Below are 26,268 nucleotides of genomic sequence, written 5' to 3'. Positions count from 1 at the left end.
AAGTGATGAGGGCAGCTCGAAATCACTTCTCACCACCCTCTAAAATAACGTTACAACAAATCCATGCTGTTTTCCTACAGTCCCTTATTTTTTTAAGGGTTTCTGGGGATCCTGGATCTCCTCTTCGATATTCATGATCTTTCTGGCGTAATCCACATACTCCTCCATAGGGGTTGTGAAACGCACGACCAGCTTTGCCCCATCCGGTGAACCGCCACCGTGCATACAGCCCGGAATACCACCACCCAGAGTCAGCCACTCGGACAATCTGGCAGCCTTGACCCGCGCTTCGGTGGAACAAGACCCAGCCTTCATGACCTTTCTCAGCATCTCGCCGTACTCCGGGCTATCCAGATCTTTTGATGAAGGCATGCAACCTGTCTCAACAATGCCGCCGCCGATCTCCTGGGTTAGCCGCTTCACCTCATATGGCAGGGTAGCGACCATAACCTTGTTAGTATGTGCGGTGAGCGAATCGGCGATCCAGGTTCCCGATGGATGCTTTTTGCCGATGGCAAGGGCACCGGCGCCCAGGCCGAAGGTGACCTGATTGTTGACAGACATATCTACCAGCTTGCTCATAAACGTCTTCGATGACAGACCATTAGCCCGGGCCATAAGGATCGAGGCACCGATCATCACATCACCCTGTCCGGCAACGCACGCCCCGATGCAGGCCCGATAATTAGCGGTGAAATAGGTGATGACCTTGCTGGTGAACTGGTACTCATGGCACATGAAGACCCTGTCGTTCGGAACAAAGACATCGTCAAACAACAGCCAGCCTTGAGTGATGCCGGTATCGGGGACTTCTTGGATGCCCGACTCATTAAATTCCCGCTGATCACTAGGCCGGGTGGCCTCAACCACTGTGAGCCCTTCTATATCCCGAGGTACTACGCAGGACAGCGCGCAGTTTTTATCGTCTTCACCATAGACACTACCGGGCAGCAGAAAAACTTCCTGGGCAGCAGCGGTGCTGCAGATCATCGCCTTGACGCCGCGGATAATGATACCGTCTTCGCGAATTTCCTTGATATGGAGGGTAGTATCCGGTTCCGTCTGCTTTGACGGTGACAGACTGCGATCACCTTTGGCATCGGTGAGCGCTCCGGCTACGGTCAGACCGTTTTCTTCAGCGTGGAGAATCCATTTTTTCAGCCGTTCCTGGTAGTTGGTGCCGTTTGCCTCATCAATTTCATGGGTGACAGCCCACATCACGTTCTGGGCATTCCAGCCAACGCAAACCCCGCCAGTGCAGGTGCCGGTGCGGCGGTAGTTCTGCCGCTTGAGTCGCATGTTGCTGATCAGGTGTCCTTCTTCCTGCATCATGGAGTTCCAGCGATGAATTTTCTCACCGGTGAACATTGAGGTAGTGGTGAACATCTTCTGCAGGTTCGGATCATTGGCGCCGTCATAGGCTATAGCATGACTCTCAACCGTCCGCCGGGTCGCTGGATGAGTGGTAACATCCTCAATACGTTCTCCGAATTTATAGATGTTTGGTCTCATCTTTTTTAAGGCCTGCAAATAGTCGTCTCTGTTCTTGATTGCCATGATCGGTACTCCTTTAAAGGATGATTATCTATTTATTCCAAAACCAAGATATCTCTATGGTCAGTGCATTTTCAGGAGCTTGTGTGCCTTAGTCCGGATTCTTTGAGTTTTTCCAGTAAAAGCGGAATAAAGGTGCTGCAGTCCTCAACAACCCCATAATCCACTTGCTCAAATACTGGCGATTTAGGGTCATTGTTGATGGCGATCATCAACTGGGCTCCCTTGATGCCGACCATATGCTGCAGTTCGCCAGACAAACCAGCTCCCAGGTAAAATTTCGGACTGACCATCTTTCCGCTCTGGCCAATCATTGTTTCGAGTTCAGCCCACCCTTCATCCACCACAGGCCTGGTACAGCCAAGGCCTGCGTTCAGCACACGGGAAAGCTCTTTAAGCGTGTTCCACCCCTCCAGATCGCCGGTCCCTGCGCCGCCTGCCACAATGAACTCGGCTGCATCTAGCGACTGTTCGTAGCGCTCCTCTTTGACGATCTCGACTACCCTAACCCGTGGATCCTGAGCTATATTGACCTCCAAACGCTTAATCGTGCCGCTGCGAGATTGGTTCAGCTCCGGGGTAGGGAAAACCCCACCGGCCACGGTCGACATCTGTGGCTTTCTTGCGGGACAGAGAATGGAAATGAGTCCCCCATAGGCGGGTATCTGCTGGTTCAGTATGTTATTCTCGCCCAGGACAAGGTTGATGCAATGCGCCGTCAGGCCGGTTTCCAGTCGAGCGGCCAGTATCGGTGCCAGCTCTCTGCCCATGCAGGTCGAACCCATGAGCACAATGTCCGGCTGTTTTGTCCTGGCAAGGTTAACGAAGATATCCGCGTATATTACCGGTTGGTATCCCGCCAACTCGGCAGATTCAGCCAGATAAACGGTATCCGCTCCCGCGGCGATGAGTGTTTTTGCCGACGCTTCAAGGTTGTCACCAAAAAGAACTACCTCCATGGGGACCTCAAGCTGATCAGCCAACAGCCGGGCCTTACCTGTGAGCTGTAGGGAGACTGCCTGGAGACTGGCGTTTTTTTGTTCAGCAAGAACCCAAACCGCGCCATTGTGATTTTTTATTTCCGTTGTCATATCAAGCGATAGCCCCTGAATCGGTCAAGATTTGCACCAGTCTCTCTGCCTTCTCTTCAGCGGTGCCTTCAAGAAATTCGACAGATCGCCCGGTTTCCAGCGTACCGAAATCGCCGACAATGGTCGGTGAACCTTTGCAACCAACCGAATCCGGCGAGACCCCAAGATCATCAATACTCCAGGAGGTAATCTCCTTCTTTCTGGCCTTGAGTATGCCAGAAAAACTGAGGTTCTTTGGTTGATTGAGATCCCGCGCTACGGTGAAAAGGGCTGGCAGACGGATGGCAACCTTTCGATATCCCTCTTCCCATGCCGCTCTCACCAGCCAATCCGCACCCTCATCCTCGATAAGTTCATGCACCATGGTAACTACCGGGATCCGTAAAAATGTCGCGACCTGAGGGCCGACCCATTCCGTAGCACCGTCACTGCTGGCCATACCGCAGAAAACCACGTCGAAGGCACCAATTTTCTCGATACCTTTGGCCAACGTATAGGCCGTGGCATAGGCATCGGCACCGCCAAATGCCCGGTCCGAAAGAAGGATGCCGGTATCGGCCCCTAACGCCAGGCACTCTTTGACAATATTGCCTGCCATCGGAGGTCCCATGCTGAGTACGGTGATATGGGCGCCATTCGTTTTCTTCAGCTGCAATGCAGCTTCTAGAGCATTCCTGTCCAGCGGGTTAATGACCAGGTCAATATTTTCCCGTACCAGGGTCTTGGTCACAGGATCGATTTTGATCTTATCCGCCATTTTTGGATCAGGTACTGCCTTTACACACACTACGATGTTCATCATTCGGATATTCCTTCACTTCACTCGGTGAGGGCCGGCAGTAATGCCGGCCCGAACTCATTTCTTAGCCAAGCGTCCATCTGGCAATGATCACTTTCATGATTTCGGAGGTACCGGCAGAAGGCCCTACAACCGCCGCATCGCGCAGGTATTTACTCACGGCGTACTCCTCCATACAGCCGTAACCGCCATGGATATCTACCGCGATCTTCGCAGCTTTCTGGGCCGCTTCGGTGGTGAAGTATTTGGCAACCGCAAACTCATTGCTGGCCCGACCGGTGGCGTCATGCTGGGCGGCTGCGCGGTAACCAAGGAGGCGTCCGGCCTCCAGATCGATCCGCATTTCAGCGATTTTGCTTTGGATGGTGGCGAGCTTGCTGATTGGTTTGCCGTAAAGAATACGCTCATTGGCAAATTTGACCGACTCGGCCAGACATGCCGCCTGAAGTCCCAACGCGCAGCCAACCATGCCGCCGCGTCCAACATCGCCGATCGCCGCCATGGTGACTTTTAGGCCCTTGCCTTCTTCGCCCAGCAGGTTTTCCTTGGGGATTCGAAGATCTTCAAAGGACAGCTCGCCGGTATTACAGCCACGCATACCCACCTTGTGTTCCTCATGGGTTGCGCGGAAACCTTCCATTCCCTTCTCGACGATAAAGGCGCAGAAGGCTTTGGGATCGTCTTCACTCTTGGCCAAGATGGTCAAGGTGTCGGCAATGTGGGCGTTGGTGATGAAACATTTCCGACCGTTGACGATATAGTCATCGCCATCTTTACGGTACGTGGTCCTGATGCCCGTCGGGTCACTACCGCCTGTGGCCTCAGTAACCGCAGCAGTGCCAAGGCGTTCTCCGGTTGCAAGACCAGGGAGATATTTCTGTTTTTGTTCCTCGGTACCAAACAGGATGATCGGCTCAATACCGAGAGCGAAAACCTGCAGCATCATAGCTGTGGCCACGGATACCCGGCTGATCTCCTCAAGAGCGATGAGACGGGCAGTATAACCAAGCCCGAGGCCTCCGTAGTTTTCGGGAATGGTGATGGCCATCATCTCGGCCTCGCCGAGTGCTTTTACCAGTCCGGCCGGAACCTTGGCTGTCTTCTCCATCTCGGCCACATAGGGTGCGACCTGAGTCTCGGCAAACTCACGGGCCGCTTTGCGAAACATTTCCTGTTCTTCGGTAAAGGTGAAATCGATCATGCCTTTTGCTCCTTATCGTGTTGTTGAATAGGTTGACATTACGCTGTCTGTCCTAATTGCTGAGGGCGGTGCGATATGTCTCCCTCAATGCTTTCTTGTTGAGTTTCCCTACGCTTGTCTTGGCGATGGAAGAAACGATCAATACCCGGTCCGGAATACCGTATTTTGGAATAAGCCCGCTTTCGGCAGACTCTTCATATAGTTCTTTCAGCTCCTCCTCGGTAACGGCTCTCCCAAAACCCTGCTTCAGGACCACCAGCGTGACTGGACGTTCCCCCCACTTCTCATGCGGAACGCCGATGACGGCAGCCTCGCTTACAGCTTCATGCCGGCTGATCAGGTCCTCCAGTTCGAGCGAGGAAATCCACTCGCCCCCGGTCTTTATGACGTCCTTGATGCGGTCAGTTATCTGCAGATATCCTTCCGGGTCAATTACGCCAACATCGCCGGTGTGCAGCCAACCGTCCCGCCAAAGTTCTTCACTCTTTTCCGGGTCTTTCACATATGCCTGAGCTAGCCAGGGGCTGCGAACCACAACCTCTCCCTTCTGTTTCCCATCACGGACAAGAGGTTTACCGTCAGGGTCGACAATTTCCATGTCCACCATTGGCACCGGCAGTCCCGTTCGGCACCTAATGATAGTCAGGTCGCCCTCCTGTTGCAGCATATGGGCTTTGGGGATGGCAATGGTGAGGAGAGGGCAGGTTTCCGACATGCCGTAGGCGGCAAAGAGATTGATCCCTCGTTTTTCAGCCTCGACACATAAACCCTGTGAAAGTGCTGAACCTCCAATGACCACCTTCCAGCCGGAAAGATCAGTGACTTCAGCAGATGGATCGCTCAAGATCATGTGCATGATGGTGGGCACACAGTGGGAAAAGGTTGCCCCTTCCCTGGCAACCAGTTCCAGAATTTTGGCAGGTTCATACCTGCCAGGGTAGACCTGCTTGGCTCCAAGCATGGTGAACAGATACGGCATGCCCCAGGCATGTACATGAAACATAGGCGTAAGCGGAAGATAGACATCGCCCGAATTCACCGACACAAAACTCTCAAAGGCACAGAGTCCCGAAATAAAACCATAGGTGTGAAGAACAATCTGACGATGGCTAAAGGACACGCCCTTAGGCCTGCCGGTGGTACCGGTGGTGTAGAAGATGGTTGCGGCAGCGTTCTCGTCAAAATCGGGAAAGATGTAGTCGTCGCTTTTCCAGGACAGAAGTTCCTCATACTCTCCCACGGCTTCAGGAAGTTGGAATTCCTGCTCTCCTTCGGCAATTGAAACAACCTTGATCTCCCGTCCCAGTAGCGGCCTGATCTGCTCGAATACCGGCAGAAAATCCTGATGGACGATGATCACATCATCTTCTGCGTGATTGATGGTGTAGGCAAGCTGCTCAGGTGAGAGACGGAAATTCAGGGTATGAAGAATGGCCCCCATCATGGGTACCGCGAAATAGCACTCAAGATAGCGATGGCTATCCCAATCAAGGACCGCCACAGTATCTCCGGCACAGATGCCAATATCACCAAGGGCATGAGCCAGGCGGGCAACTCTTTTGGCAAACTCACGATAGGTGTAACGGTGGCTGTCCCGGTAGACGATCTCCTGCTCCGGCGCGTAACGAAGAGGGGCTGTCAGAATGTTTTTAATCAACAGTGGGTATGTGTATGCTGAAGCACTCTTTTCTATGATTTTTACACCCATATTCAAAATCTCCTGTTGAAAACTAGATCAAACAATCTCGCTATGACCATATGATCGCTCACAATGATCGTTTCGGTTGCGATATATGTGCTTATACCGTGATGCGGGCAGGGAGGTATATGGGGGGTCCTCCCCAATATCAAGGGGAAGGACCCTCTATTTTGTCTTTTGCTGTAAATATTCTGATCGGGCTTGACTGCGGATGGAGTGATGCAAGGCTAAAACAGGAGGCTGGTACTCGAGGATTTCTGAACGGAAAGTCAAAAAAGAAAGGAGAGAAAAATGTACAGCATTGTTGTTTCCTGATTGACCTGTCGTTTACAGGTCAATCAGGAGCAAAGGCGGGGAATTGGCATGCATCAGGTAATTCAAGTTGAAGTGGTCACGACAAACGACCAGTAGCCCGAGAAACTGCTTAAGGTCATGATGGACTTACTTAACTCTGTATTCCCCGCGGCGAGATTCTTCGTAATACTGGTCGGACTTGCCACTTGTCTGGAGATTTTCAAGACCTTTGTTAAACGTTTCGATGAGTTGTTCATTGGAGGTGTTTTGCCTGTTCATGAGCAGAAACAGATCTTCCTCGGTAATCGCCTTTGCATTATGGGTAAGTTGCCCTGCAGCTTCACCCATTTTTGTATTTATTAAATCGTACCCAACTTCCAAATCTGCAATTATCAAATCCATACGGCCAGCTATGAGCTTTTTAAAATTTGTCTCGTCATCTGGCACACGATCGATCATGATCGCCCCTGATTTTTCTGCGTCTTCGAACTCTTTTCCGTAGAAAAAACCAACTATTCCGCCAATCTTATATTTCCCAAGGTCAGATACAGAATTCCAGGAAAAGTCTGTTCCTTTTTTGACGAAGAAGACGTTGGTATTTTTAGCGATCGGTGCTGAAAAAAAGAAATCCTTCAAGCGATCATCATTTTTTACCCAACCGACAGCACCATCCAGTTTCCCTTGTTTAGCTTCCTCGAAACCTCGTTTCCAGGGTCGGAAAGCATAATCGACATCAACTCCTTCAAGGGCAAAAGCCTCCTTAACAATTCGGGAAACTACTCCATTGTGTTTAAGATTTTCACCAAAATATGGTGCCCAATCGCCATTAGCCAAGGTTACTTTCTCTCCTGCATTTCCTGAATGGACACATATTGCGGTTGAGAAAACCATTACCAGACAAAGCATCGTCAATTTCTTCATCATGTCACCTTTCTGTAGAAAAATAGTTGTTCAACCATAGCTCGGCATTTTTTTTCATTTCAGAATACCGTTTGCGTTTTCTCCTTGGGGATACCAGGGAAGTATCCTCCTTTACTGAGAATTGTGCCTGCATGGTATCATGCTGGCGCTATGATCCTGATAAAAGACTACAGGTATTACAGGCGGTCTGTATATGGGGAGTCTCACCCAATTGATGCGAGGGGACCCCTATATAAGGGGAAGTCAAGAGGAGAACATCAGCTTAAAGGAAAATGAAGAAGAGTTCGACCGCTACCCACAGCTCAAAGACTTATGAAGATAATCTGTTATAATATATTTTTTAATGAGCCCAGAGTGATGCACTACATATTCCTTGATCGGACCATGGAGGCAAACCTTTTATTCTATCCACAGCTCTGGATCGACTACGCCTATTTTTATGGCATACTTCAACATTTCCAAACGACCGTGTACCCCTAGCTTCGTGGTAACACTTGTTCTATGCTTTTCTACCGTTTTTGTGCTGATGCAGAGGATATCGGCAATATCCTTGGTGGTCTTTCCTTCAACGATCATACGAAATATCTGCTGTTCACGCTCGGTCAAGAGATCGTATCCTCGTACCGCCGGAACCTGCTTCTTCGATTTGAGGTATGATTCTATGACTCCGGCCCTGATCTTCGAACTTAAAAAATACTCATCCCTGGCAGCGGCGCGGATGGCACTCAGAATATCCTTACTCGAAGATGCCTTCAGTACATAGCCAAGAGCACCCGCTCCCAAAGCCTGCTGGACATAACTCTCTTTGGAATGCATAGACAAGATGACGATTTTGAGATCCAGAAGAGCATCTTTTATCAAACCGATCGTTTCAAGGCCGTTGAGCCCTGGCATTGCGATATCGAGGAGTACAACATCGGGCCTGGCGTTCTTCACCAATTTGAGTGCCTCGGCACCGTCGCCAGCTTCTCCAGAGAATTCCATGTCATTCTGGGATACAATCAGCTGACGTATTCCATCCCGGACTATCGAATGATCGTCAACGATAAATACACTAATCGGTTTCATTGTTCTGCCTTGCATTTATAGGAATTTTAATTCGTAAAACGGTTCCCTCTCCTGGTGCGGAACGAATAGTCAACGTTCCGTTGAGTGATGCGACCCGTTCCTTCATGCTCAGAATGCCGATACCCTGTCTCGTGCTGTTCGCCGGCATACCGCTCTCATTGATGGTAAAACCGCAGCCATCATCGCGGATGATGAAAATGATATCCGGGTGGCTATAGGTCAGCTGCACATGGATATTACGTGCCTTCGCATATTTGGCGATATTGTTCAAACCTTCTTGAAAGACCCGGTACAGCACCAGTTCTACCTCGGCTGACAACCGCTTTTTCAACCCTGCAGCCTGGAAATGCACTTCTACTTCTGGCCTACGCGCGACAAGTTCATCGATATGCCATCTCAAAGTTGGTACAAGGCCGAGGTGATCTAGTAGATCGGGCCGGAGCTTTGAGGTCGTATCCCTCACCTTGTCAGCCAGCAGCTGAATCTGCGAGATAAGCTTGGCACAACTATCGCCCGCTTCCGTCAACTCCAAGGGGATTTTGGTCGTAAGCGTCTCTATCTCAAATTGGAGAGAAGTGAGGAACTGACCGAATTCATCATGAATATCATTGGCCAGCGAGCGTCGTTCTTCCTCAATGCCATCGATCAACTGTCGTGAAAGATAACGGATCTGCTCCTCAGCTTTTATTTCCCGAGTAATGTCAATAAAGTTACCCACCGCCGCCGGCCGCCCCAGATAGGATGCGTGCGATGCGCGCATATCCACCCAGATCTCTTCACCGTTTTTTTTCAACATTCGGTAGGTGTAACGGCGAGGACTGATTTCCCCCTGCTCCCGCTCCAGCCCCCTTGCTTTGACGGTCTCTCGGTCATCTGAGGCGATGATTTCCCAGAACGGTTTTCCGAGAATCTCATCGGCGTTGTCATATCCCAGCAAACTGACCATCCGGGGATTCACATAGCTGAAATAACCACCGTCCTGAAACATGTAGATGGCAGCCAGCGAGTTATCCAGAACGGTCTTGTACCTAATCTCCGACTCAGCAAGTTTTCGCTCGGCATTCTTCCTGTCAGTAATGTCGATGACAAACCCCTCATATCCTTTCACCTTCCCGGTTACCGATTTCCTGAGCGCAGCGGACAGCTGGACATCCCGTACTTCACCCGAGGTGCTCTTCATCCTTGCGTCAAGATCTTTGACCGCTCCGTTCTCCTCAATAAGCCTCCGGTAGCGGCGGAAGTCACCCTCAGCAGCCGTGAAAAAATCATCGAAACGTTTCCCCACTACTTCTGACTGTTCGTGAAAACCAAGCATTTCGACCCCGGCAGCATTGATATTCACGAACACACCACGCCGATCAACGACAAAAATCATGGTAGGGGCTTGCTCAAAGAAATGGCGATATTTCTGTTCAGACTGCCTCAACGTTGAAAGGAGTATTTCCTTTTTAGCCAACTCTTTCCTAAGCAATTCCATTGACTTTTCTTCTTGATCATGAACCATAGGGATTTTATACCAGGTAATGATTGCAATAGATCTGCGCTGGTTAAATGTCTACTCTCTAGCAACTAGTAGTCATTCTACAATTTATTACGATTTACGAAGTCGCACTTTTTTTCTTATATCACAGATGACACGAGAGATATATGGGTAGTCCTCCCCAATCTATGGCAAGCAACCCCCCAGTTGGTTGATCATTGTGAAGACAACTCCACCATTCATGAAAATGACTGACCTCAGAAGCATGTAGGTTGTCAATTGTGGAAACCAAACCGTTCAGTAATCTCACTGAATATATACGTTGGCAATGTTAAAAGCTTTACAGACAGCCAGTTTTGACCTTATTCCCTACAGGACAGGACAGGCTAAACCTAGAGAATTGATAAGAAATGGAGTAACTGCAACCTAAAGATAACCAAAGAGCACCTCTTATGAGTGCAACAGAACCTCAGCGAGAGATAACTATCGCGCATCCAAGCACATTGTGAACATATCAGTCAGGCATCAGCCAGATAATTTCCAGCTAGACACCACTAACTGCATCACCGTTCATCATAATTGCGTTCCCCGCCTGGCCGTCTTACCTTTCAATCATGAAAGTAGAAAGTCTTCATATCGGCACTTGCAGCTGGAAGTATCCATCATGGGAAGGCCTGGTCTATTCAGAAAGGAAACCGGCCAACTACCTGCAAGAATACAGCCACCACTACAACACGGTCGAGGTTGACCAATGGTTCTGGAGCCTATTCGCCAGCGATAAACTCGTGCTGCCAAAGATCGAGGTAGTCAGTGAATATGCGGCCTCAGTACCGGAGAATTTCACCTTTTGCGTAAAGGTGCCAAACAGCATTACCCTTACCCACCACTACAACAAAAACAAGTCCGACCCGTTGGTGCTAAACCCAACCTTTCTGTCGATAGAATTAATGGAGCGATTTCTGGATTCTCTGCAGCCCATGCATCATGCTTTGGGACCCTTGATGTTCCAGTTCGAGTACCTGAACAAACAGAAAATGTCAGGAGCTGTTGAATTCATCGACAAGCTTGGGCGGTTTATCGAGCAACTACCCAAGGGTTTCACTTACTGCATCGAGTCCCGTAATCCCAACTACCTGAATGCTGTCTACTTCGATTTCCTTAAGTCCACAGGCCTCCACCACGTATTCCTCCAAGGCTACTACATGCCCTCTATTTTCGATGTCTATCGGAAGTATCGGGAGCAGATTGGGCAACTGGCGGTGATCAGGCTCCACGGCTCGGACAGAAAGGAAATTGAGAAACTTGTGGGCGATGACTGGAGTCAGGTCGTGGCACCGAAGGATCAGGACATAAAAATGCTAGTCCGAATGCTTGAGGATCTCAAGACTCAAAACGTGAAGCTCTATCTCTTGGTGAACAACCATTTCGAAGGTTCAGCCCCCAGAACCATCTCCAGGATCGTTGAGGCAATGCACTACCTTTAGCATCTATCAGGCTTACCTAAGTCACTATGAAAGCAGATCAAAATCCCGTAGAATTGGTGTTCGGTCAACTCCAACTAGAACGACTGACCGAATATATCAGAATACTCAATACGCATTGGTAAAGGTAGCGAACCAATCGCCGTTAATGGCTGAACTCACCTGGTAAAGCAACGATGACTACTGGAAGAAATAACCCCTGCCCCTGCGGCAGCGGAAAAAAGTATAAACACTGCTGCATGCACGGCCGGCATCAAAGCGATCAGTTTGCCAACGGTGCGTCAACTTTATCGCAGAAAATACAGAATTTATTAGCGCACAGAGAGTTTTCATCACTGGAAGAAGCCCAGGCGCTGTTAGATAAGGTCGTTAATCAAAAAAATGCTGCACCTTTAGAAGATTTTCATGGGTTGTCTTCCTCACAGATGTACAGGTTTCTCCATTATCCGTTCTCAAGCCTGGATCTTGTACACTTCAATGCACTTAACGGATCAAATCTTTCCGCTCCTATCCTCAAATTGTTATCTCTTCTAATGGAGGCGATTGGCAATGACGGCTTAAAAGCAACGGCAAAAGGGAATCTTCCCAGGAAATTCTGCACAGAGGCCACCCTCGCCTATTATTCCGAGAAGGGTGTTCCTATCAATCGCTACTCAAGACCACTGAGTCGAAACGAAGAGGATTTTTACGACCTACACTGCCTCAGACTACTATCTGGTCTATGCGGAATTTTGCGCAAATATAACGGCAAGTTTATTATTGGCACCTCCTACAGAAAGGAGTTGGACAAACATGGCCCTGAGGTGGTCTACCAGGATCTTCTGCAAGCATATTGTAGTCAGTTCAACTGGGGTTATGGAGATGGGTATGAAGACATTCCCTTCGTGCAACAGTCCTTTATCTTTTCGCTCTATATCCTGAGCAAATATGGAGATGTAGCCAGGCCACAAGAATTTTACGAGGACATCTTTCTCAAAGCTTTCCCCAATGTTCTAAAGGAGGTACAGGACAAACCGTATCGGACTGCAGAAGAGCAACTCCGAAACATTTATTCATTACGAACCTTTCGCCGCTGTTTTAGATATTTCGGACTTGCCGAGGTACTGCCGACCGCCTCTCCTGCTGGTCGTCTTGATCATTATGATGTGAGAAAGACACCATTGCTTGATAAGGTTGTGACTTTTACTCTGTCGTAGCGATTTCCCTGTAACTCCGCCTTCACTCCATTAAATCATTAGAGAATAATCACTGCTGTCCAAAACAAGACAGGATTGCGAATTGAAAGCCGCAGTTTTGATACAGCCCTCCAGGGCGTCAATCAGATGATCCCAACTGGATTATTTTCCAGCACATCATCGAACAGGTTTTCCCATTGATTCTTGGTCCAGGTATACTCCCGCTGATAACGGGGAATGGCGTAGACCACGCCCGTTTAAATATCAAAAAGTTGTGAAACCAGGTAGTTATTTACGGATTCAATCATTTATATTCTGGTTCCTTTGCCTATTGGGTTGATAGCCATAATTGCATTGCAGATGAGAACCGCCTCATTTTGTCAAGCCATAGATATTCCTCAGACCTTCCAGCACTTCCAGCAATGATCCTCTTCTATAGCCCAACTGCCGCAAATCAATTGATTCCGATGCCATCTTTGTAAAAAAGTTTTCCATATCGACACCAACAACGCCAGGCACTTCAATTCTCGTGTCCGCCGAAATCACCTGAAAAAGCCTGAATACATCCAATTTGTGCTTTTTAAGATGTTTTGAAAGACACCGTTCGCCACCTTCCCTTCTTGCGGAGAGGTCCAACCAGGCCCGTGCCTTCAGTGGGATGATGTATTCTGGGATAAGTACTGACAGGCCATCGAGATCCTGCTTACCGGCATGGAGGAATGCATAATACGAGTCATCAAGTAAGATGGCAGATAGGCTTGATGCCTCTTCACCCATGGGTATTGGAGTAAGATGCCCTTCACCCTCGTACGCCAGCGCATCAGGTAATCTGGAAAAAAGTTCCAGCATCTCCGGAAATGACTGATCTTCCGGTCCAGAAAATCGATAGAACTGTCGTTCTCCGGTGCTTTTCTGCCTGTTCTGATAATTGCCAAGCCGGATAAAATCCCAGAACGTTCTTACAAAATCTGCATCGAGAGCTTCTACACAGAGTACGATATCAAGATCGATAGTTGCCCTAAACTGCAGACCCGCTTCCTCCATGGCAAGTGAGCTGGCAGTACCGCCAATGAGCACATAGTGGTCTTCGTACCTCTGGAAATGGTCTTTAAACCTAGCCAGCCCCCTTACCATGGAAATGCCTCGCTTAACGTTTCAAGTGCTATTTCAATGCGCTCATCTTTGGTGTCTGTAAAGCTTACATACAGGGAGAGCGGATCCACCTTTTCACCTCGAGCGAACAATTCCGGAGGATACTTCCAGACCTCAATCTCCGTGCCTTCCGGCTCGAACATCGGTAGAACAGTAACCGAACCCGTCAGGAGCATTGCTTTCCACCGTTCTTTGCTCACAGCGACAACAGGGCAAGATGGTTCAGCCAACATACTGAAACGTGCCAGTGCTGATTCCCCAGCAAAGAGAAACGAATCTAGACTGACAATTCCCGTGACTTTAACACGTTTGCTAACTGGTGAGCGCAGGCGTTGAAGCGACTTTTCCCATACACTTTTCTTGTCCTCCTCAAAACGTAAGACTCTCTCGCGCCACTCCATACCCACAGTCACCAAACCTGCCGCTTCAATTTCATCAAAGGCCCTGGTCATAGTCATTGGGGTGTAGCCCAGTCTTTCAGCAAGCTGGGACGGTGTTACGCCCCCTGCAGGCCACTCATAGAGCATGGAAAACAACGCCACCTGAGTCGAAGGACTGAATTTCTTTCTCGTGCCTGCCTTGCGCAGCTGCAGGACATGTTCCCGCAGATCTATGCCAAAGGTTGGCAGATACATCTGATTGCCAGGGACAACAAAAGCTATCTTCTGCTCAATGAGACGCTTACGATTATAGGTCGAGATTGAAGGCGCCAAGTAGAGAACTTCATGCTCCCACTTTTTTTGTAACTGGCTGATGTGCTTGCGGATGGTTGCGGGTGTCGCATCTTCCTCATCCCGGGCTGTCATCACCAGCACTGGTGATGACAGCAGTTCACACTTAAATAACCTATAGAGATCACGCAAAAAATATGGCAATCCGCTTTCCAGGTCCCATGGTTGGAGTCGGAGTGTTACCCCGAGGTTTTCAAAACAATATTTTTCAAACTTTTGTGGAAGATCCTGCATGAGCAGCTCCTTATCGATAACATATTTTCTGCACGATAACATAAACGATGTTACTGTACAAAAAAATATGTTATCGACCTTTTTTCGCAGCTCTTTTTTCTGCACATGTTAGATGCTGGTCGTTTATTTTCCCGCCCTTAAAGAGGTAGTAGGAAAGTCTAGATACTTCAGCCTGGTTGTTTCGCAAATTTGCTTTCAGACCATTCATCTATCTGCTCATCCATACGTAAAATTCCGTAATTGTGCATTTTTTATACAATCTCATCGATGTCATCCATGCTAAGTTTTGGATCATTGCAAATCTCGACTCTGATCTCGTTGAATTTTCCAACCATATCAGGCAACTAATCAACGGAAGCAGCAATGATAAATTCATCCTCTACGAGTAGGCTGTTAATGGCTTTTTATAAACTATATTGACGGCCTTTCTTTTCTTCTCATATCGGTGGCAATCTTCAGGATCCCAAATAGACCCATCTTGGCTCAGGATTGAGTGAACATCTAGAATCCATTCACACTCTTTCTGAGTAAGATTTGATCAATATGTCCACCTTGGTATAATTCTCGTCAAACACTTGTTCATGAAATAGTACACTTGTTTTTATAGAGCCAATGACGTTGATGTTGAACCTTCAAGATGTAAAGCCATCTATTGAATAGAAGCACAATTACCCAAAATTTATTTTTCTGAGCTTGAGTTGTTTTCTTCATACCGATATCGAATTAACAGGCCGCAAGAGATCGCGAGCACCGTGCACGTCCTCATCAGCAAAAAACCGAAAAGTCGGGGGAAGGAACACTATACAGAGACGGGGGCATGGCGCACTTCGACTATCGGCACCTCCCATACCTCGCCAATGCACCTGTTCCTAAATATTTCATCGGCGAGGTTGTCTCTATAACGCCTGACCATGGCTACGATTCTCACCTCTTCTACATCCTTTACCCTTTCCCACCAGGTTGCCAGGGCAGCCTTTGAGAGCCGGGCCACGGAGATCCCTTGTGTATTGACCAGCTCCAGGTTGTCGTTGCACATCGTGAGGTGCAAGATATCGCCTGCATTGAGTTCGTCAAGTCCACGCCTTACAGGGCTGTCTTCTTTTCGTAGCCCGGCATAATCGAGAAAGAGATCCTCCATCCCCAGGAGGGTACGACGAGAGACAGGGCCTGTGCTTGCCCCCTCTTCCTGCAGCTCACGAAATATACATCCAACACCTGAGAGCAGGGAGACGTGAGGATGATCGACACCTTTTAAGGTGAAGAGCTGCAGCGTCTCCCGGGCCCTGGTCATGGCGACATAGTAAAGTCGCCGCTCTTCTTCCATTTCCTTTTGTGTCAACTGGGGCCAGTGCTCCGCGAGCAGGAACACATGGTCGAACTCCAACCCCTTGACGGAGTGGACGGTGGAGAGGAAGACACCGTTACCAAGATTTTTTGCCCTCTTTTGGTCGCTGAAGGCTTCGTAGAGGTATTCTTCGATCAAGGGGACCGGTTGAGGGGTGTCGTTGGTCTCCTCTAGCCATTCTTCTATCAACCGTCGCAGGTTGGCCAGCCAGATGGTGTCTCCCACGTCAAGTCTGCTAGGCAGCTGCCGGATGAGATCACCACCCGTGAGGGTCTCATGACGCCTTTGGCTGAGGTACTCGAGAAAAAGTGCGTTTTCCCGGATCTGTTGGAGACCGGGAAAGCCCCTTCCCCTGCCCCAGTGCAGGTTGACCGGCATGTTGTTGGCTTCAAGCAAGGCGCGCACCAGATCGAGCTCCTTCCACTCCCGTGCCAGCACCGCACAGCTGTCGAGATCGACACCCCCTTCTATCCGCTGCATCCGCTGCAACTCCTTGACCAGTCCCCTGGCCTGTTCCTGTACTCCACTGGCCTTGAGAACCTGCACTTTACCGCGTGTCACCGGGTCAGTGATCTGCCGGTTACCGCCTCTAGGGAGCATGCGTCTGGCCTGGTTGATCTGGATGGGGTGAGAGGTCTTCATCCTATCGCGGTTGTGGTAGATGAGCTGGTTGGCGGCCTCGATGATGTTGGCAGTCGAGCGATAATTCTCGATGAGGTAATGCTTTTCTGCACCATAGTCCTCGTGGAACCGCCGGATGAAACTGATATTGGCTCCTCGAAACCGGTAGATGTTCTGGTCGTCGTCTCCTACCGCCAGGATAGTCATCTTCTGGTCCTGCTCTTCAAGACCCTTGCCGGCAAGCAGCGACACCAGGTCGTATTGCTCCTGGTCGATATCCTGGTACTCATCCACAAGAATGTGGCTGAAACGGCCGATGAGCGTATCTCGTGCCGATTCCCCCTCAAAACCAAGTGCCGCGGATTCGCCTTTGAGCAGTGCTATCGCATCGGTGATGATGCGCGAGAAGTCTATCTCACCGGTGTTGCTGCAGCCGGCGGCAACGGCCAAGGACCTCCCGGTCAATCTCAGGGCCAGGCCGTGGAAGGTCAAGGTCGTCACCGCAGCCATGTCGGGGCCGACCAGTTCCTGGAGCTTTTTGCGAAGGCTCACGATGGCACTGCGGTTAAAGCAGAGCACCAGGATGGCCCCAGGGGGTACCCGTTCGACCCGCAGCAGATAGGCGATTCGATGGGTTACCACCCTAGTCTTGCCAGCACCTGGCCCGGCGAGAACCAGCATGTTTTTCTCTGGAGAGGCCGAGACAATCGCCGCTTGCGCCTTGTTTTTGAGGTCATCGACGATGCGGGTGTAGGACTGCTCGCTGGTCGCCCGATCGAGTACCTTCTTTCTGCCGGGGAAGTAGCGCTGGACAAAATCCTCCTTGTCATCGTTGAAATAGGATGCGACCAGGCGCATGGCGGTACTGATCTTCTCCAAAGCCTTTTGCGCATATTCGTTCATCACGTGGATCTGGAAGTTGCGCTCGGTATAGTGGGTTTTCAGCGGCTCAAAGTCGCTCACCGCATAGCGCCGCCCCTCCGCTTCGGCCTTCAACATAAGGGTCATGGCCTGCCGGAAGATGGCCAACCCTTGCTGCAGGTCGAGGACACCCTGCTCGTGCATGAAGGTCAGAGCCCGCTCGGCGACTGCCAGGGGCTTTTTCATCTGGGAAAAAAGCAGGAGATCACTTTTTAGGCCATCGACGATCTGCTCCAGGGTGAACTCGACATAGAGATTGGCGTTGGCCTTTTCGGCCGGATCGATGGCTGCAAGGATCACCTCCAATGCTCTGCTTGCTGCCTGCTGACGGATCTCCATGGTTTTGGCCAAAGACTCCCAGCCGCGCTGGAGGTAGACGACAAAGCTGCTGTTTCCCCTTGCCCGTAAACTAATGCTGCCACTCTGGCCGGCCAGTCCCTTCCCGTCCCGAGTGAGCCCATAGAGCAAGAGTTTCAGCATATGGGGGGTACTCTCGGGAAACGATCTGTCGATCAGTCGTTGATTGAACTGCCTGAGGTCTAGTTCAAGGGGTTCTGCAAGCTCAGCGTCAGGGGCCAGTTCTCGCAGCACTGCCAGAAATTCGCGTTCGAGTGCACAGGTTCGCTGCAGGTGCAACCCGGCATGATTTCCCACCTTGTAGCGGAGATAGGCGGAGAGGGTCGTCTCTTTAGAGAGCAGCCCTTGTTCTGCCATGTCGTGTAGGGTTCGCAGCACCCGCTGTGTCTCCGTTTCGTAACCTGGGTCTTCTTCCGAGAGGGCAAACGAGGTGATCGCTGCCAGTTCGTCGGCACTAAATCCCGTTTGGCTGCCCTCCTTGTTCAAAATTGCGTGGAGGATATCGAGCCACCGCTTGCTCTGCCGCTCTGAGAGATCAAGGCTCGCGATGCGGCGGGCGGCTTCCTCGAGGTCGGGCACCAGAACCTTTCCTTGGAACACCCTGGTGTTGTTCTCGTTACGCTCGAGAAAACCAGCACGTTCCAGCCAGGCAATGGCGGTGCGGACCCGGGTATCGCCGTCGTTTATCGCATCAGGGTCAAGGTCCACCTCTTTTCTTCGCAGCAGTTCACCCGCAGTAAGCACCACCTCCTGATTGTTGCGTGAAGCTGAGCGGATACCGCGCAGCAACTGGGCGATTTCTCGCCGGGTGAGGCGTGACATGGCGCTGAGCTTGAACTGCTTTTCGATGTCTTGCTCATCAAAGACCAGGATGCACTCCGCGTCCTTGCGGTCTCGACCTGCCCTACCGGCCTCCTGGAGATAATTTTCCAGAGACCCGGGGATATCGGCGTGCAGGACCAGGCGGACGTCGTCCTTGTCGATCCCCATGCCAAAGGCGTTGGTTGCACAGATCACCGGGATCTCACCGGCGATGAACTGTTCGAGAAGCCTTTTTTTCAGCGGTGCTTCCAGGCCGGCATGGAAAGCCTCCGCCGTATAGCCGGCCTTTTGCAGGAACTCTGCAAGCTGTTCGGTGTTTTTTTGCGTCGCGCAGTAGATGACAACGCAACCCTTGCCGGAAAAGCGTTCCTTGAGCAGCTGAAGGATCGTTTGTAGCTTCTCGTGGCGGGTGACGGAGAACGCCTCATAGTGGAGGTTGGTGCGTTCATGTCCCCCCTCGAATTGCAGGACCTTTAGACCGAGTTCACTCTGCACGGTGTCAATGATCTCGGCTTTCACATCTTTTTTGGCGGTGGCGGTAAAGCATTGCACCGGGGGGATCTGGACACCGTGCTTGACTGCAAACTCGCGAATGAAACGAATGGCGTAGAAGTAGTCCGGCCGGAAATCATGTCCCCATTTGGAGAGACAATGGGCCTCGTCAAACACCCAGGCGCCTATCTCCCGTTGGGAGACGGTTTCGATAAACGAGCGATTACGAAGCTGCTCGGGAGAGACGTAGAGGACGCCAATATCTCCGAGACGCACCCCCTCCATAACCTCGCCACGCTCCGGCATGGTGAGCATGCCATAGAGAGCCGCCGCCAGCTTGGTTCCAGTCTGTTTGGAGAAATTGTCGACCTGATCCTTCATTAAGGCCTGCAAAGGTGAAATGACAATGGTCAGCAAATTTCGCCGTTGATAGCGCATCAGAGCTGGTAAAAGATAACAGAGCGACTTGCCGCCACCGGTTGGCAGAGTGGCAAAGATTGTCCCACTCTTCGCACTGGCGATGATCACCTCCCCCTGCAGGCTCTTGCCTTCCTGGGTGGCTGGTTCCGGCCTGAAGTCGGGAAAGTTGAAAAAACTGTTAAGAAAGGTGCGCGGGTTGTGGTGCGTATGGCAATAGTCGCACTGCGAGTCGTCACAGCCGTTTTCGCGCAGGGCATGAAGTACTGATGATATGAGGGGAAAGGTATGTCGCACCCAGGGCGGGAGCACCGAGTTGCCCCCGGCAACCGAGAGCCAAGCCGCCACATAGGCGAGCATCGGTTTTGGCAGTGACGGGTCATTGTCATAGAGCTGATCGAGCAATCTATAGACCGCACTCCTGCAGGCGTGTTTTTTGGCAAACCAGCCAAAGGCCTCGTAGAGATCATCGCCTTCCAGCAGCGGCACTCCCATGGCGGCAAATGCACTGGCGGTACCGGCTAATCGCTCGTCAGTGTGGAGAAAGCTGCGGTAGAGAACTGGAATATCGGAGTGTTCCGCAAGCAGCTTGCCAAACGCATCCCACTGCTCTACAAACACTTGCCCTGCCAGTTTGGCGTCCTCCACCGGGTCACTGAGACTGTCGCGGACGAGCTGGTAGTTCTTGACCAGCCGGTGGTATGGGTTGGCGGGAAAGGCGAGCGGCGAGAGGTAGAGGGTATCGATGGCCGACTTGGCAAACAAGGGTAGTTCAGGGAGGATCGCCCTAAGGTTGGGCAGATCATGGGAGAGGATGTTGTGACCAAGCAAAAACTCGGCCTCTCCTGCAAACCGATTTAGGTCGGTAAGGGACTCGCGAGTGACGGGTTTGCCGGAGGGTGAGCGAAAGGTCCTGTCTCCCTGGACGCCGCCAATAGCGTAGACAACGCCCTTTTCGTTGACCTCAATGTCAACAAGGAGACATCGCGTACAAAATCGTTGTCTCTCGTCATCCATGTCCAGCGTACCGTGGCGACTGGGCTCCTGCCCGCACTCATCGACCACCGGAGGAGAACTCGGGTGGGGAAGAGGTTGCACTTAGCTGTTGACGTCTTCCGCGAGCCCCTTACCCGCTTTGAACTTGGCGACGGTCCTTGCAGGTATGGTGATGGGGGCCCCGGTCTGTGGGTTTTTCCCGGGACGCTCCAGGCGATCGGCAGTGGAGAAGGTACCAAAGCCGACCAGGGTGACTGCCTCTTTATTTTTGAGGCTCTTGGTGATGCTTTCGAGTGTTGCGTCCAGCACTTTAGCCGCCTGGGTCTTATTGAGTTCGGCTGTCTGGGCGATAGTGTCGATCAGGTCTTTCTTGGTCATTTGGCATCTCTTCCAATTTTTGTTTTTTGCGCTTTTGGCCGGCTAAAAGGGCCGTGGAGCATCACGAAATACCAGTATTACGCTTTCCAAGGGTGTTTTTTCAATAAAAATAATCAGATTCCCACAAATGGCAGGTTGTTCACAGCATCTTACAACTGGTAGCGATCTCATCGGATTTATAAGCATGCAGACCACCGAACGTTTTATGCTTGGCTACCTCGACCGTGAAGCGGCCCACACATTCCGCCTCTATGGGGCGGTACTTCTTGAGATTTCCCTGTAAAAGCAAATTTACCAACGGGCCAAGCGGCCCTCCTACCCTCTCCCCAAAGCGTAGTTCGTTTCTGAAGCCAAGAAGCAATGAGGGGCGCACGATGCGTAGGCACGGAAAAGTCAGTTTCTGCAGAGCATTTTCCATCTCGCCTTTGATGCGGCTATAAAACACCTGGGAATTTTCGTCGGCTCCCATGGCAGGACGACGATGAGCTGTTTAGTCCCCTGCTCTCGCTTCAATGTGGCAATTCGTGTGACCAGTTCCAGATCGACCTGTCTAAAGGCTTTCTGGGAGCCAGCATGAAACGACAAAACTTTCGAGCCCAAGCGACTAGAAAGTTCAACGCATCTTCTGCGTCCTCACCAGCTATACCAAGAAAATCACACAGGCCACTTTCAGGGCAGATACTACCGTCAAGCATGAGCATGCTCTGATCTCCCCCATGGGAAACTTGCAGCTTGGTAATTTTGACGGAACAGCAGGGATCATCGTCCGGCAGATTGATACGATCCTCATCCAATGTGATTCCGAGAACGTATGTTTCCGAATCTGAATTAATATTCAGGGTGACAGTTATCTCGTTCTCAAAGAAGGGTAGCTTGAGCTTCCCCGTAATAGAGAATTGTGACGCTACCCCTTCTTCTCGCTTAGTCTGAAAAGGAATCTGAAGATTTGTGAGCGCAAAATCATTACCTAGCAGCTTGACGATAGAGCCATCTGCATTGACATTACCCAAAGAGATGGTTCCATAAAAACCTTTCTCATACGAGAAGGAGGCATTTGTAATGACAATCTTGCTCTGTCCAGTTTCATCTTTAGGGTCAAGCCCAAAATCGGCTGGAAAGTCCACTTCGACATGCCTAAGCGCAATCGGTGAACCCTGGCCAATTAAATGAATCGTGGCAGTAATGAAAAACGATGTATTGAGGATTCTGCTCCGCTCAAAAACACCTTGCAGCGATTGTGGAAAGTTCGTGCCCCCAGAAGCTTTGAGCGCGATTGTGAACGTATTCTCCTCAGAGGTCGCTTCCTCAGGATTTCTGAGAAAGATCCCTGTAAAAGCGTTATTTTCAGCTATCAGGAAATCATTAAGGCGTAACCCCAGGTTATTGAAGGTCAGTTCGAGGGTTGCGGCGGGGTTCTGATTGCTGGCCTATTGAATTTCCAATTCACACTCACCGGTCAGTGTGAAGATAGAAAAAGGTTGCTCGCCGAAATCTTCCAGATTCCACCGTTGATAAAATGATTCGACAGTTTCTAAAAATCCTTCTTCCAGTGGTGTTGGAATACAACTCAACCAGCTGGGCTTTCCCAATTACGATTTACCTTTTCACAAAAGGCGTTAATCACTTCGGCAAGGTTGAGTCCCATCTTCAAGCTCCTTGGTTAGGGTGTTTGGCACCGATACGATGCGTACAAATGCCTCAACACTATACGGCAATAACGTTCCCCTTAGAGAGGTTCCCAGGTAATGAATTCATTAATTAATTACTCATTAATACTGGCTCGTTCGTATATTCAATAGCAGGAATCGGAGCGCTTCTCCCCTATTACAGGTGAAGCTTCAAAACTCAATCGTGGTGGCTAAAACGTATGGCTCAGATAGCTCAAGTGTGATTTTACGCCTTAAGTTATTGTAGTCGTGAGAGATCTTATATTGCTGCAACCCTAAAAGAAACACGACAAAGCGGATATCCTGCTCTCAAGGTGATACGAGTGAGAAGATTGCAACCTTCGCTTGATATTGCGACCCATATCCTCGCTCTATGGCACGAAGTCGTCTTATATTCAGGAAAAAAGCCTATAGGGTGTGTCATATTATCATTCTGACACACCTCGACACTCAAGGAGATCATTGTTGTAGAGCAAACTGCGAACGAGCGGTCACTGAACCACAAGACGTCTCCTCTTCATGGTTCATCGTTTCATTGAATTGGCACCTGATACGCTCCAACAGAATGCCATCAAAGGGTTAGGCTAGCAAAATTTATTCCACTCATAAGCATTTAGTACACGCCGAAAAACTATTGCCCAGAGCAGGTAATTATTCAATAACTTCTGCTCACTCAACATCTCAAAAGAATGATGTATTATCAGCTACATATTACGCGACAACGAACAACCCGGTCGCAATTGCGGAATTTCAAGGCATTGGGGCCAGGAGAGGTCAGTGAGGGAATGAATGTTTAAAACCGTTATCTATCCCCGATTACATTCTATTGTTTTCTTATCAACTCATTACCAGATTGCTCCATCTCCTCTGCCGAGATCAGGCGGTAACTTGTACTTCGTCCTCCGCCCGGATTTTGAATCAGAATGTGGCGAGCGACAAGTTCCCGCATATCTCTAAGAACGGTGTCCGATGAGCATTTGGCGATTTTGGCATATTTCGATGAGGTCATGTGCCCCGTAAAATTGTCGAGCCATAGAAGATCGGACTTCATCAGTATCAAGTCTTTCACCTTCTATGGTTGACGAGGTTACAGCATCAGTTGTGAGGGTATTTAAGCTGGCCTTCTGCCTGATCGGGAAACCTAGCGCCTCCATCTTACCCAGTAAACGCCCCTGCCGGTGCCGAGCAACAACAATATCTGCGGTGATTAATGCTGCTATTCACCGCAAACGCATCCTGTTAAGAAGAGTAGAGGTATATTCTTTACTTTTTGATATGTTCTTTTCATCCTGCGGAGAAATCCTTGCCTCGTTTGCGGTTCTCTGGCAGCGCTTTGTAGCGAATTTGGTTTATACCACAACAAGACCGTGCGAAACCAAATCGAAGATTAATATTGGCAGTTCCAAACTGGAACCAGTGCCAGCCCTCGACCCACCAAGGCGGCAATACTGTGGAATTTTCTTTTGTGCAGTTGTTTTAAAATCGGAAAGGATATCAAATCAATCAGTATCCTCATCAAAATATTGTTCTCGTAAGAACAACCGGAATAACGCCATCATCGCCCCACTCGCATTGTCGATCCCAGCTTGGTCGAAATCCTTGACCATGGTTTTATTCCCCAGTTCGACCAAATTTTCACGAAACGCTTGGAGTACAAGCCCTTTCTCTTTTGGAGAAAGACTCTGAAATTTTCCTAAAGAGACTTTTGCCTGCTCTTCATGGCGGCGTGCCCGCTCTTCTTCTTTTTTCTTTAATTGCTGTTCAATCTTTTTTTGCTCAACAACTTCTACCTCAAGCTCAGCCTCAAACTTGCTCTTTCCCGTTATCTGCTCGCGAAGCAGGTAGGCTAGAAAAGCCCCATCCTTCTTTTCTACCTTGTCCGCTGCAAGGCATTTCGTGTAGTAATCGAGGATCTGTTCAATCTTCTCCCGGCCAATATCTTCAATAAACGCCTTGGCTCTTAATGCTGATATCCCGAAATACTCCAACTTCTCGAGCAGTTCTTGATCTTCAGTGCGATCAGGCTCAATAGGCAGAAGCTGTCCAGACTTGGCGAAAGGAAGCGCTTCCTGATATTTGAGTGGAATAATAATAAATTTTATCCTGGCAATGGTCCGCCCTTCTCGAATCGTTTCCAACTTGAAGGTTAAATCACACTGGGGAAAGCCGGCCTCATTCTTCTTTTCAAACTCTTTTTTGGCCTGATTCAGGACCCATTGACGAAATTGTTTGAATTGAGAATATTTTTTCTTATCAATGCCAAGAATTTCTTTGAGTTCATCGACACCAAACTCTCTGTAACCTATCTTCTTATACTGTTTGAGAAGCTGGTAGATTCTGATGGAGTAGATGCTTTGAAATTGCGCGAGAATGCTTAATTTCGACTGGGTAAAATCTCTTTTTAGCTGTAATAGATAAGGCCTGAGGTGCGGATCGAAACTGAAACTGATCGTGCCTTTCTTGTTGTTATACTTACACGAGGAAACCCAACCCACCTTCAATGGGCCATCATCCTCTGGGATAACCAGGACACGCTGCATCAGCTGATCTGTTATCCTGTCAGCGTTCTTATAGGCATTGTTCAGGTCTATGCCAAGGATAGCTGCCAGGTCCCGGATCTTGATCTCATATGGATAAAAATCCACATCATCGGGATGAATCATCGACGCAACAGCAAAAACGAGTCGCTGCTCATTGACAGATAAGATATACCTGGATTCAACAAGCTTATTGGATTGTACAACAACGGGTGATTTAGTGAATTTGCTGCTCACAAAAGTTCTCCTGATGTGTGTGTAAGGTTGCGTCATCATAATAAGGTATAGAACAGGTGTCAAGCCTAGACCTTTGCCGTAAATCTCTAGACCTGAATCTGTAGTTATTTGTTTTTAATTGATTTTATAGAAAAAATCCGCTCTCACAATATCGGTAAAACTGCTCTAACTCACAAAAACGGCACAGCGTGGGCGAAGAAACCAACCCCTGGAGTTGCTCAAAAAGACGATCTCACCGCTAAAATTTCACCGTAGATTTCTATACCTTTCTAAAGCAACCGAACCCCCACCGTGAATCCCTAGACCTCAAAGGCTACGCTCAAGGACGGAAGTGCCGGTAAATCCCTAGACCTTTCCACATCTCATTGAAATCTGGGCCGTAAATCCCTAGACCTTTCGTTTTATGAAAACATTCCATCGTTCTCACCGTAGATTTCTATACCTTGAGATGAACCCGGCCACAGCCCCACCGTACATCCCTAGACCTCTGCAGTGACGACCTAGAAGAGAAGCACACCGTAGATCTCTATGCCTTGAGTTATCTGCTGGAGATCTCGACCGTAAATCTCTAGACCTTTTATTCCAGAGAAAACATTCC

The 26,268-nt window shown here is 49.6% G+C and carries 17 protein-coding genes and 1 pseudogene; 2 read left to right on the top strand and 16 right to left on the bottom strand.

Annotation, left to right across the window (positions count from 1 at the left end; all coding sequences use genetic code 11):
• Nucleotides 1-84 precede the first annotated feature (84 nt).
• The 8 genes from BUF15_RS20010 to BUF15_RS19970 all read right to left on the bottom strand — a co-directional run bounded on the left by BUF15_RS20010 (nucleotide 85) and on the right by BUF15_RS19970 (nucleotide 10,104).
• Nucleotides 85-1,557, bottom strand: coding sequence for a 4-hydroxyphenylacetate 3-hydroxylase N-terminal domain-containing protein (locus tag BUF15_RS20010; RefSeq protein WP_073615492.1), 1,473 nt, complete (start codon nucleotides 1,555-1,557; stop codon nucleotides 85-87).
• A gap of 71 nt (nucleotides 1,558-1,628) precedes the next feature.
• Nucleotides 1,629-2,645, bottom strand: coding sequence for an electron transfer flavoprotein subunit alpha/FixB family protein (locus BUF15_RS20005; RefSeq protein ID WP_073615491.1), 1,017 nt, complete (start codon nucleotides 2,643-2,645; stop codon nucleotides 1,629-1,631).
• A gap of 1 nt (nucleotide 2,646) precedes the next feature.
• Nucleotides 2,647-3,447 carry an electron transfer flavoprotein subunit beta/FixA family protein gene (locus BUF15_RS20000; RefSeq protein WP_084554274.1) on the bottom strand — a complete coding sequence of 267 codons (801 nt, stop codon included), beginning with the start codon at nucleotides 3,445-3,447 and terminating at the stop codon, nucleotides 2,647-2,649.
• 61 nt (nucleotides 3,448-3,508) lie between these two features.
• A complete protein-coding gene (locus BUF15_RS19995; protein ID WP_084554272.1) occupies nucleotides 3,509-4,645 on the bottom strand; it encodes an acyl-CoA dehydrogenase family protein in 1,137 nt (378 codons plus the stop codon).
• A 52-nt stretch (nucleotides 4,646-4,697) separates the two neighbouring features.
• The gene (locus tag BUF15_RS19990) at nucleotides 4,698-6,353 is read right to left on the bottom strand and encodes a fatty acid--CoA ligase (protein ID WP_073615490.1); all 1,656 of its coding nucleotides are present in this window, start codon (nucleotides 6,351-6,353) and stop codon (nucleotides 4,698-4,700) included.
• Between the two features lie 432 nt (nucleotides 6,354-6,785).
• Nucleotides 6,786-7,562: a substrate-binding periplasmic protein gene (locus tag BUF15_RS19980; protein ID WP_084554269.1), complete on the bottom strand. Its 777-nt coding sequence runs from the start codon at nucleotides 7,560-7,562 to the stop codon at nucleotides 6,786-6,788.
• Between the two features lie 396 nt (nucleotides 7,563-7,958).
• Entirely contained in the window at nucleotides 7,959-8,627 is a 669-nt protein-coding gene (locus BUF15_RS19975; RefSeq protein ID WP_159441338.1) for a response regulator, read from the bottom strand.
• The gene (locus BUF15_RS19970; protein ID WP_073615486.1) at nucleotides 8,614-10,104 is read right to left on the bottom strand and encodes a PAS domain-containing sensor histidine kinase; all 1,491 of its coding nucleotides are present in this window, start codon (nucleotides 10,102-10,104) and stop codon (nucleotides 8,614-8,616) included. The genes BUF15_RS19975 and BUF15_RS19970 overlap by 14 nt, the downstream gene beginning before the upstream one ends.
• 617 nt (nucleotides 10,105-10,721) lie before the next feature.
• Between BUF15_RS19970 and BUF15_RS19965 the strand changes: the two genes are divergently transcribed.
• The gene (locus tag BUF15_RS19965; protein ID WP_073615485.1) at nucleotides 10,722-11,591 is read left to right on the top strand and encodes a DUF72 domain-containing protein; all 870 of its coding nucleotides are present in this window, start codon (nucleotides 10,722-10,724) and stop codon (nucleotides 11,589-11,591) included.
• A gap of 173 nt (nucleotides 11,592-11,764) precedes the next feature.
• Nucleotides 11,765-12,784 carry a YecA family protein gene (locus BUF15_RS27840; protein WP_073615484.1) on the top strand — a complete coding sequence of 340 codons (1,020 nt, stop codon included), beginning with the start codon at nucleotides 11,765-11,767 and terminating at the stop codon, nucleotides 12,782-12,784.
• 122 nt (nucleotides 12,785-12,906) lie between these two features.
• Here the strand turns inward: BUF15_RS27840 and BUF15_RS28440 are convergent, their stop codons facing one another.
• From BUF15_RS28440 to BUF15_RS19910, 8 genes and pseudogenes are all read right to left on the bottom strand, one after another.
• Nucleotides 12,907-13,014 carry a DUF262 domain-containing protein gene (locus BUF15_RS28440; RefSeq protein ID WP_200802434.1) on the bottom strand — a complete coding sequence of 36 codons (108 nt, stop codon included), beginning with the start codon at nucleotides 13,012-13,014 and terminating at the stop codon, nucleotides 12,907-12,909.
• Between the two features lie 121 nt (nucleotides 13,015-13,135).
• On the bottom strand, nucleotides 13,136-13,897 hold the full coding sequence (locus tag BUF15_RS19950; RefSeq protein ID WP_073615483.1) for a hypothetical protein: 762 nt from the start codon (nucleotides 13,895-13,897) through the stop codon (nucleotides 13,136-13,138).
• Nucleotides 13,891-14,880 (bottom strand): MarR family transcriptional regulator, encoded by a 990-nt coding sequence (locus tag BUF15_RS19945; protein WP_073615482.1) that lies wholly within the window; start codon nucleotides 14,878-14,880, stop codon nucleotides 13,891-13,893. The genes BUF15_RS19950 and BUF15_RS19945 overlap by 7 nt, the downstream gene beginning before the upstream one ends.
• A gap of 799 nt (nucleotides 14,881-15,679) precedes the next feature.
• Complete coding sequence (locus tag BUF15_RS19940; protein WP_200802433.1) at nucleotides 15,680-20,953, bottom strand: RecQ family ATP-dependent DNA helicase; 5,274 nt, start codon at nucleotides 20,951-20,953, stop codon at nucleotides 15,680-15,682.
• Entirely contained in the window at nucleotides 20,954-21,229 is a 276-nt protein-coding gene (locus BUF15_RS19935; protein ID WP_073615480.1) for an HU family DNA-binding protein, read from the bottom strand.
• A 509-nt stretch (nucleotides 21,230-21,738) separates the two neighbouring features.
• Nucleotides 21,739-22,353 (bottom strand): hypothetical protein, encoded by a 615-nt coding sequence (locus tag BUF15_RS19925; protein WP_073615478.1) that lies wholly within the window; start codon nucleotides 22,351-22,353, stop codon nucleotides 21,739-21,741.
• 1,565 nt (nucleotides 22,354-23,918) lie between these two features.
• Nucleotides 23,919-24,116 (bottom strand): annotated as a pseudogene (locus BUF15_RS28435) (DUF4172 domain-containing protein); the annotation flags it as partial.
• Nucleotides 24,117-24,395: 279 nt separating this feature from the next.
• Complete coding sequence (locus BUF15_RS19910; protein WP_073615475.1) at nucleotides 24,396-25,670, bottom strand: replication initiation protein; 1,275 nt, start codon at nucleotides 25,668-25,670, stop codon at nucleotides 24,396-24,398.
• Nucleotides 25,671-26,268: the final 598 nt, after the last annotated feature.

The sequence above is a fragment of the Desulfopila aestuarii DSM 18488 genome (assembly GCF_900143695.1).
Classification (GTDB): domain Bacteria; phylum Desulfobacterota; class Desulfobulbia; order Desulfobulbales; family Desulfocapsaceae; genus Desulfopila; species Desulfopila aestuarii.
Note: the sequence above shows the minus strand (reverse complement) of the source record. Positions and strands in the feature narration are given on the sequence as shown.

Coding starts and splice junctions, on each gene's coding strand:
- BUF15_RS20010 (WP_073615492.1), bottom strand. CDS start 1,557: ATGGCAATCAAGAACAGAGACGACTATTTGCAGGCCTTAAAAAAGATG.
- BUF15_RS20005 (WP_073615491.1), bottom strand. CDS start 2,645: ATGACAACGGAAATAAAAAATCACAATGGCGCGGTTTGGGTTCTTGCT.
- BUF15_RS20000 (WP_084554274.1), bottom strand. CDS start 3,447: ATGATGAACATCGTAGTGTGTGTAAAGGCAGTACCTGATCCAAAAATG.
- BUF15_RS19995 (WP_084554272.1), bottom strand. CDS start 4,645: ATGATCGATTTCACCTTTACCGAAGAACAGGAAATGTTTCGCAAAGCG.
- BUF15_RS19990 (WP_073615490.1), bottom strand. CDS start 6,353: ATGGGTGTAAAAATCATAGAAAAGAGTGCTTCAGCATACACATACCCA.
- BUF15_RS19980 (WP_084554269.1), bottom strand. CDS start 7,562: ATGATGAAGAAATTGACGATGCTTTGTCTGGTAATGGTTTTCTCAACC.
- BUF15_RS19975 (WP_159441338.1), bottom strand. CDS start 8,627: ATGAAACCGATTAGTGTATTTATCGTTGACGATCATTCGATAGTCCGG.
- BUF15_RS19970 (WP_073615486.1), bottom strand. CDS start 10,104: ATGGAATTGCTTAGGAAAGAGTTGGCTAAAAAGGAAATACTCCTTTCA.
- BUF15_RS19965 (WP_073615485.1), top strand. CDS start 10,722: ATGAAAGTAGAAAGTCTTCATATCGGCACTTGCAGCTGGAAGTATCCA.
- BUF15_RS27840 (WP_073615484.1), top strand. CDS start 11,765: ATGACTACTGGAAGAAATAACCCCTGCCCCTGCGGCAGCGGAAAAAAG.
- BUF15_RS19950 (WP_073615483.1), bottom strand. CDS start 13,897: ATGGTAAGGGGGCTGGCTAGGTTTAAAGACCATTTCCAGAGGTACGAA.
- BUF15_RS19945 (WP_073615482.1), bottom strand. CDS start 14,880: ATGCAGGATCTTCCACAAAAGTTTGAAAAATATTGTTTTGAAAACCTC.
- BUF15_RS19935 (WP_073615480.1), bottom strand. CDS start 21,229: ATGACCAAGAAAGACCTGATCGACACTATCGCCCAGACAGCCGAACTC.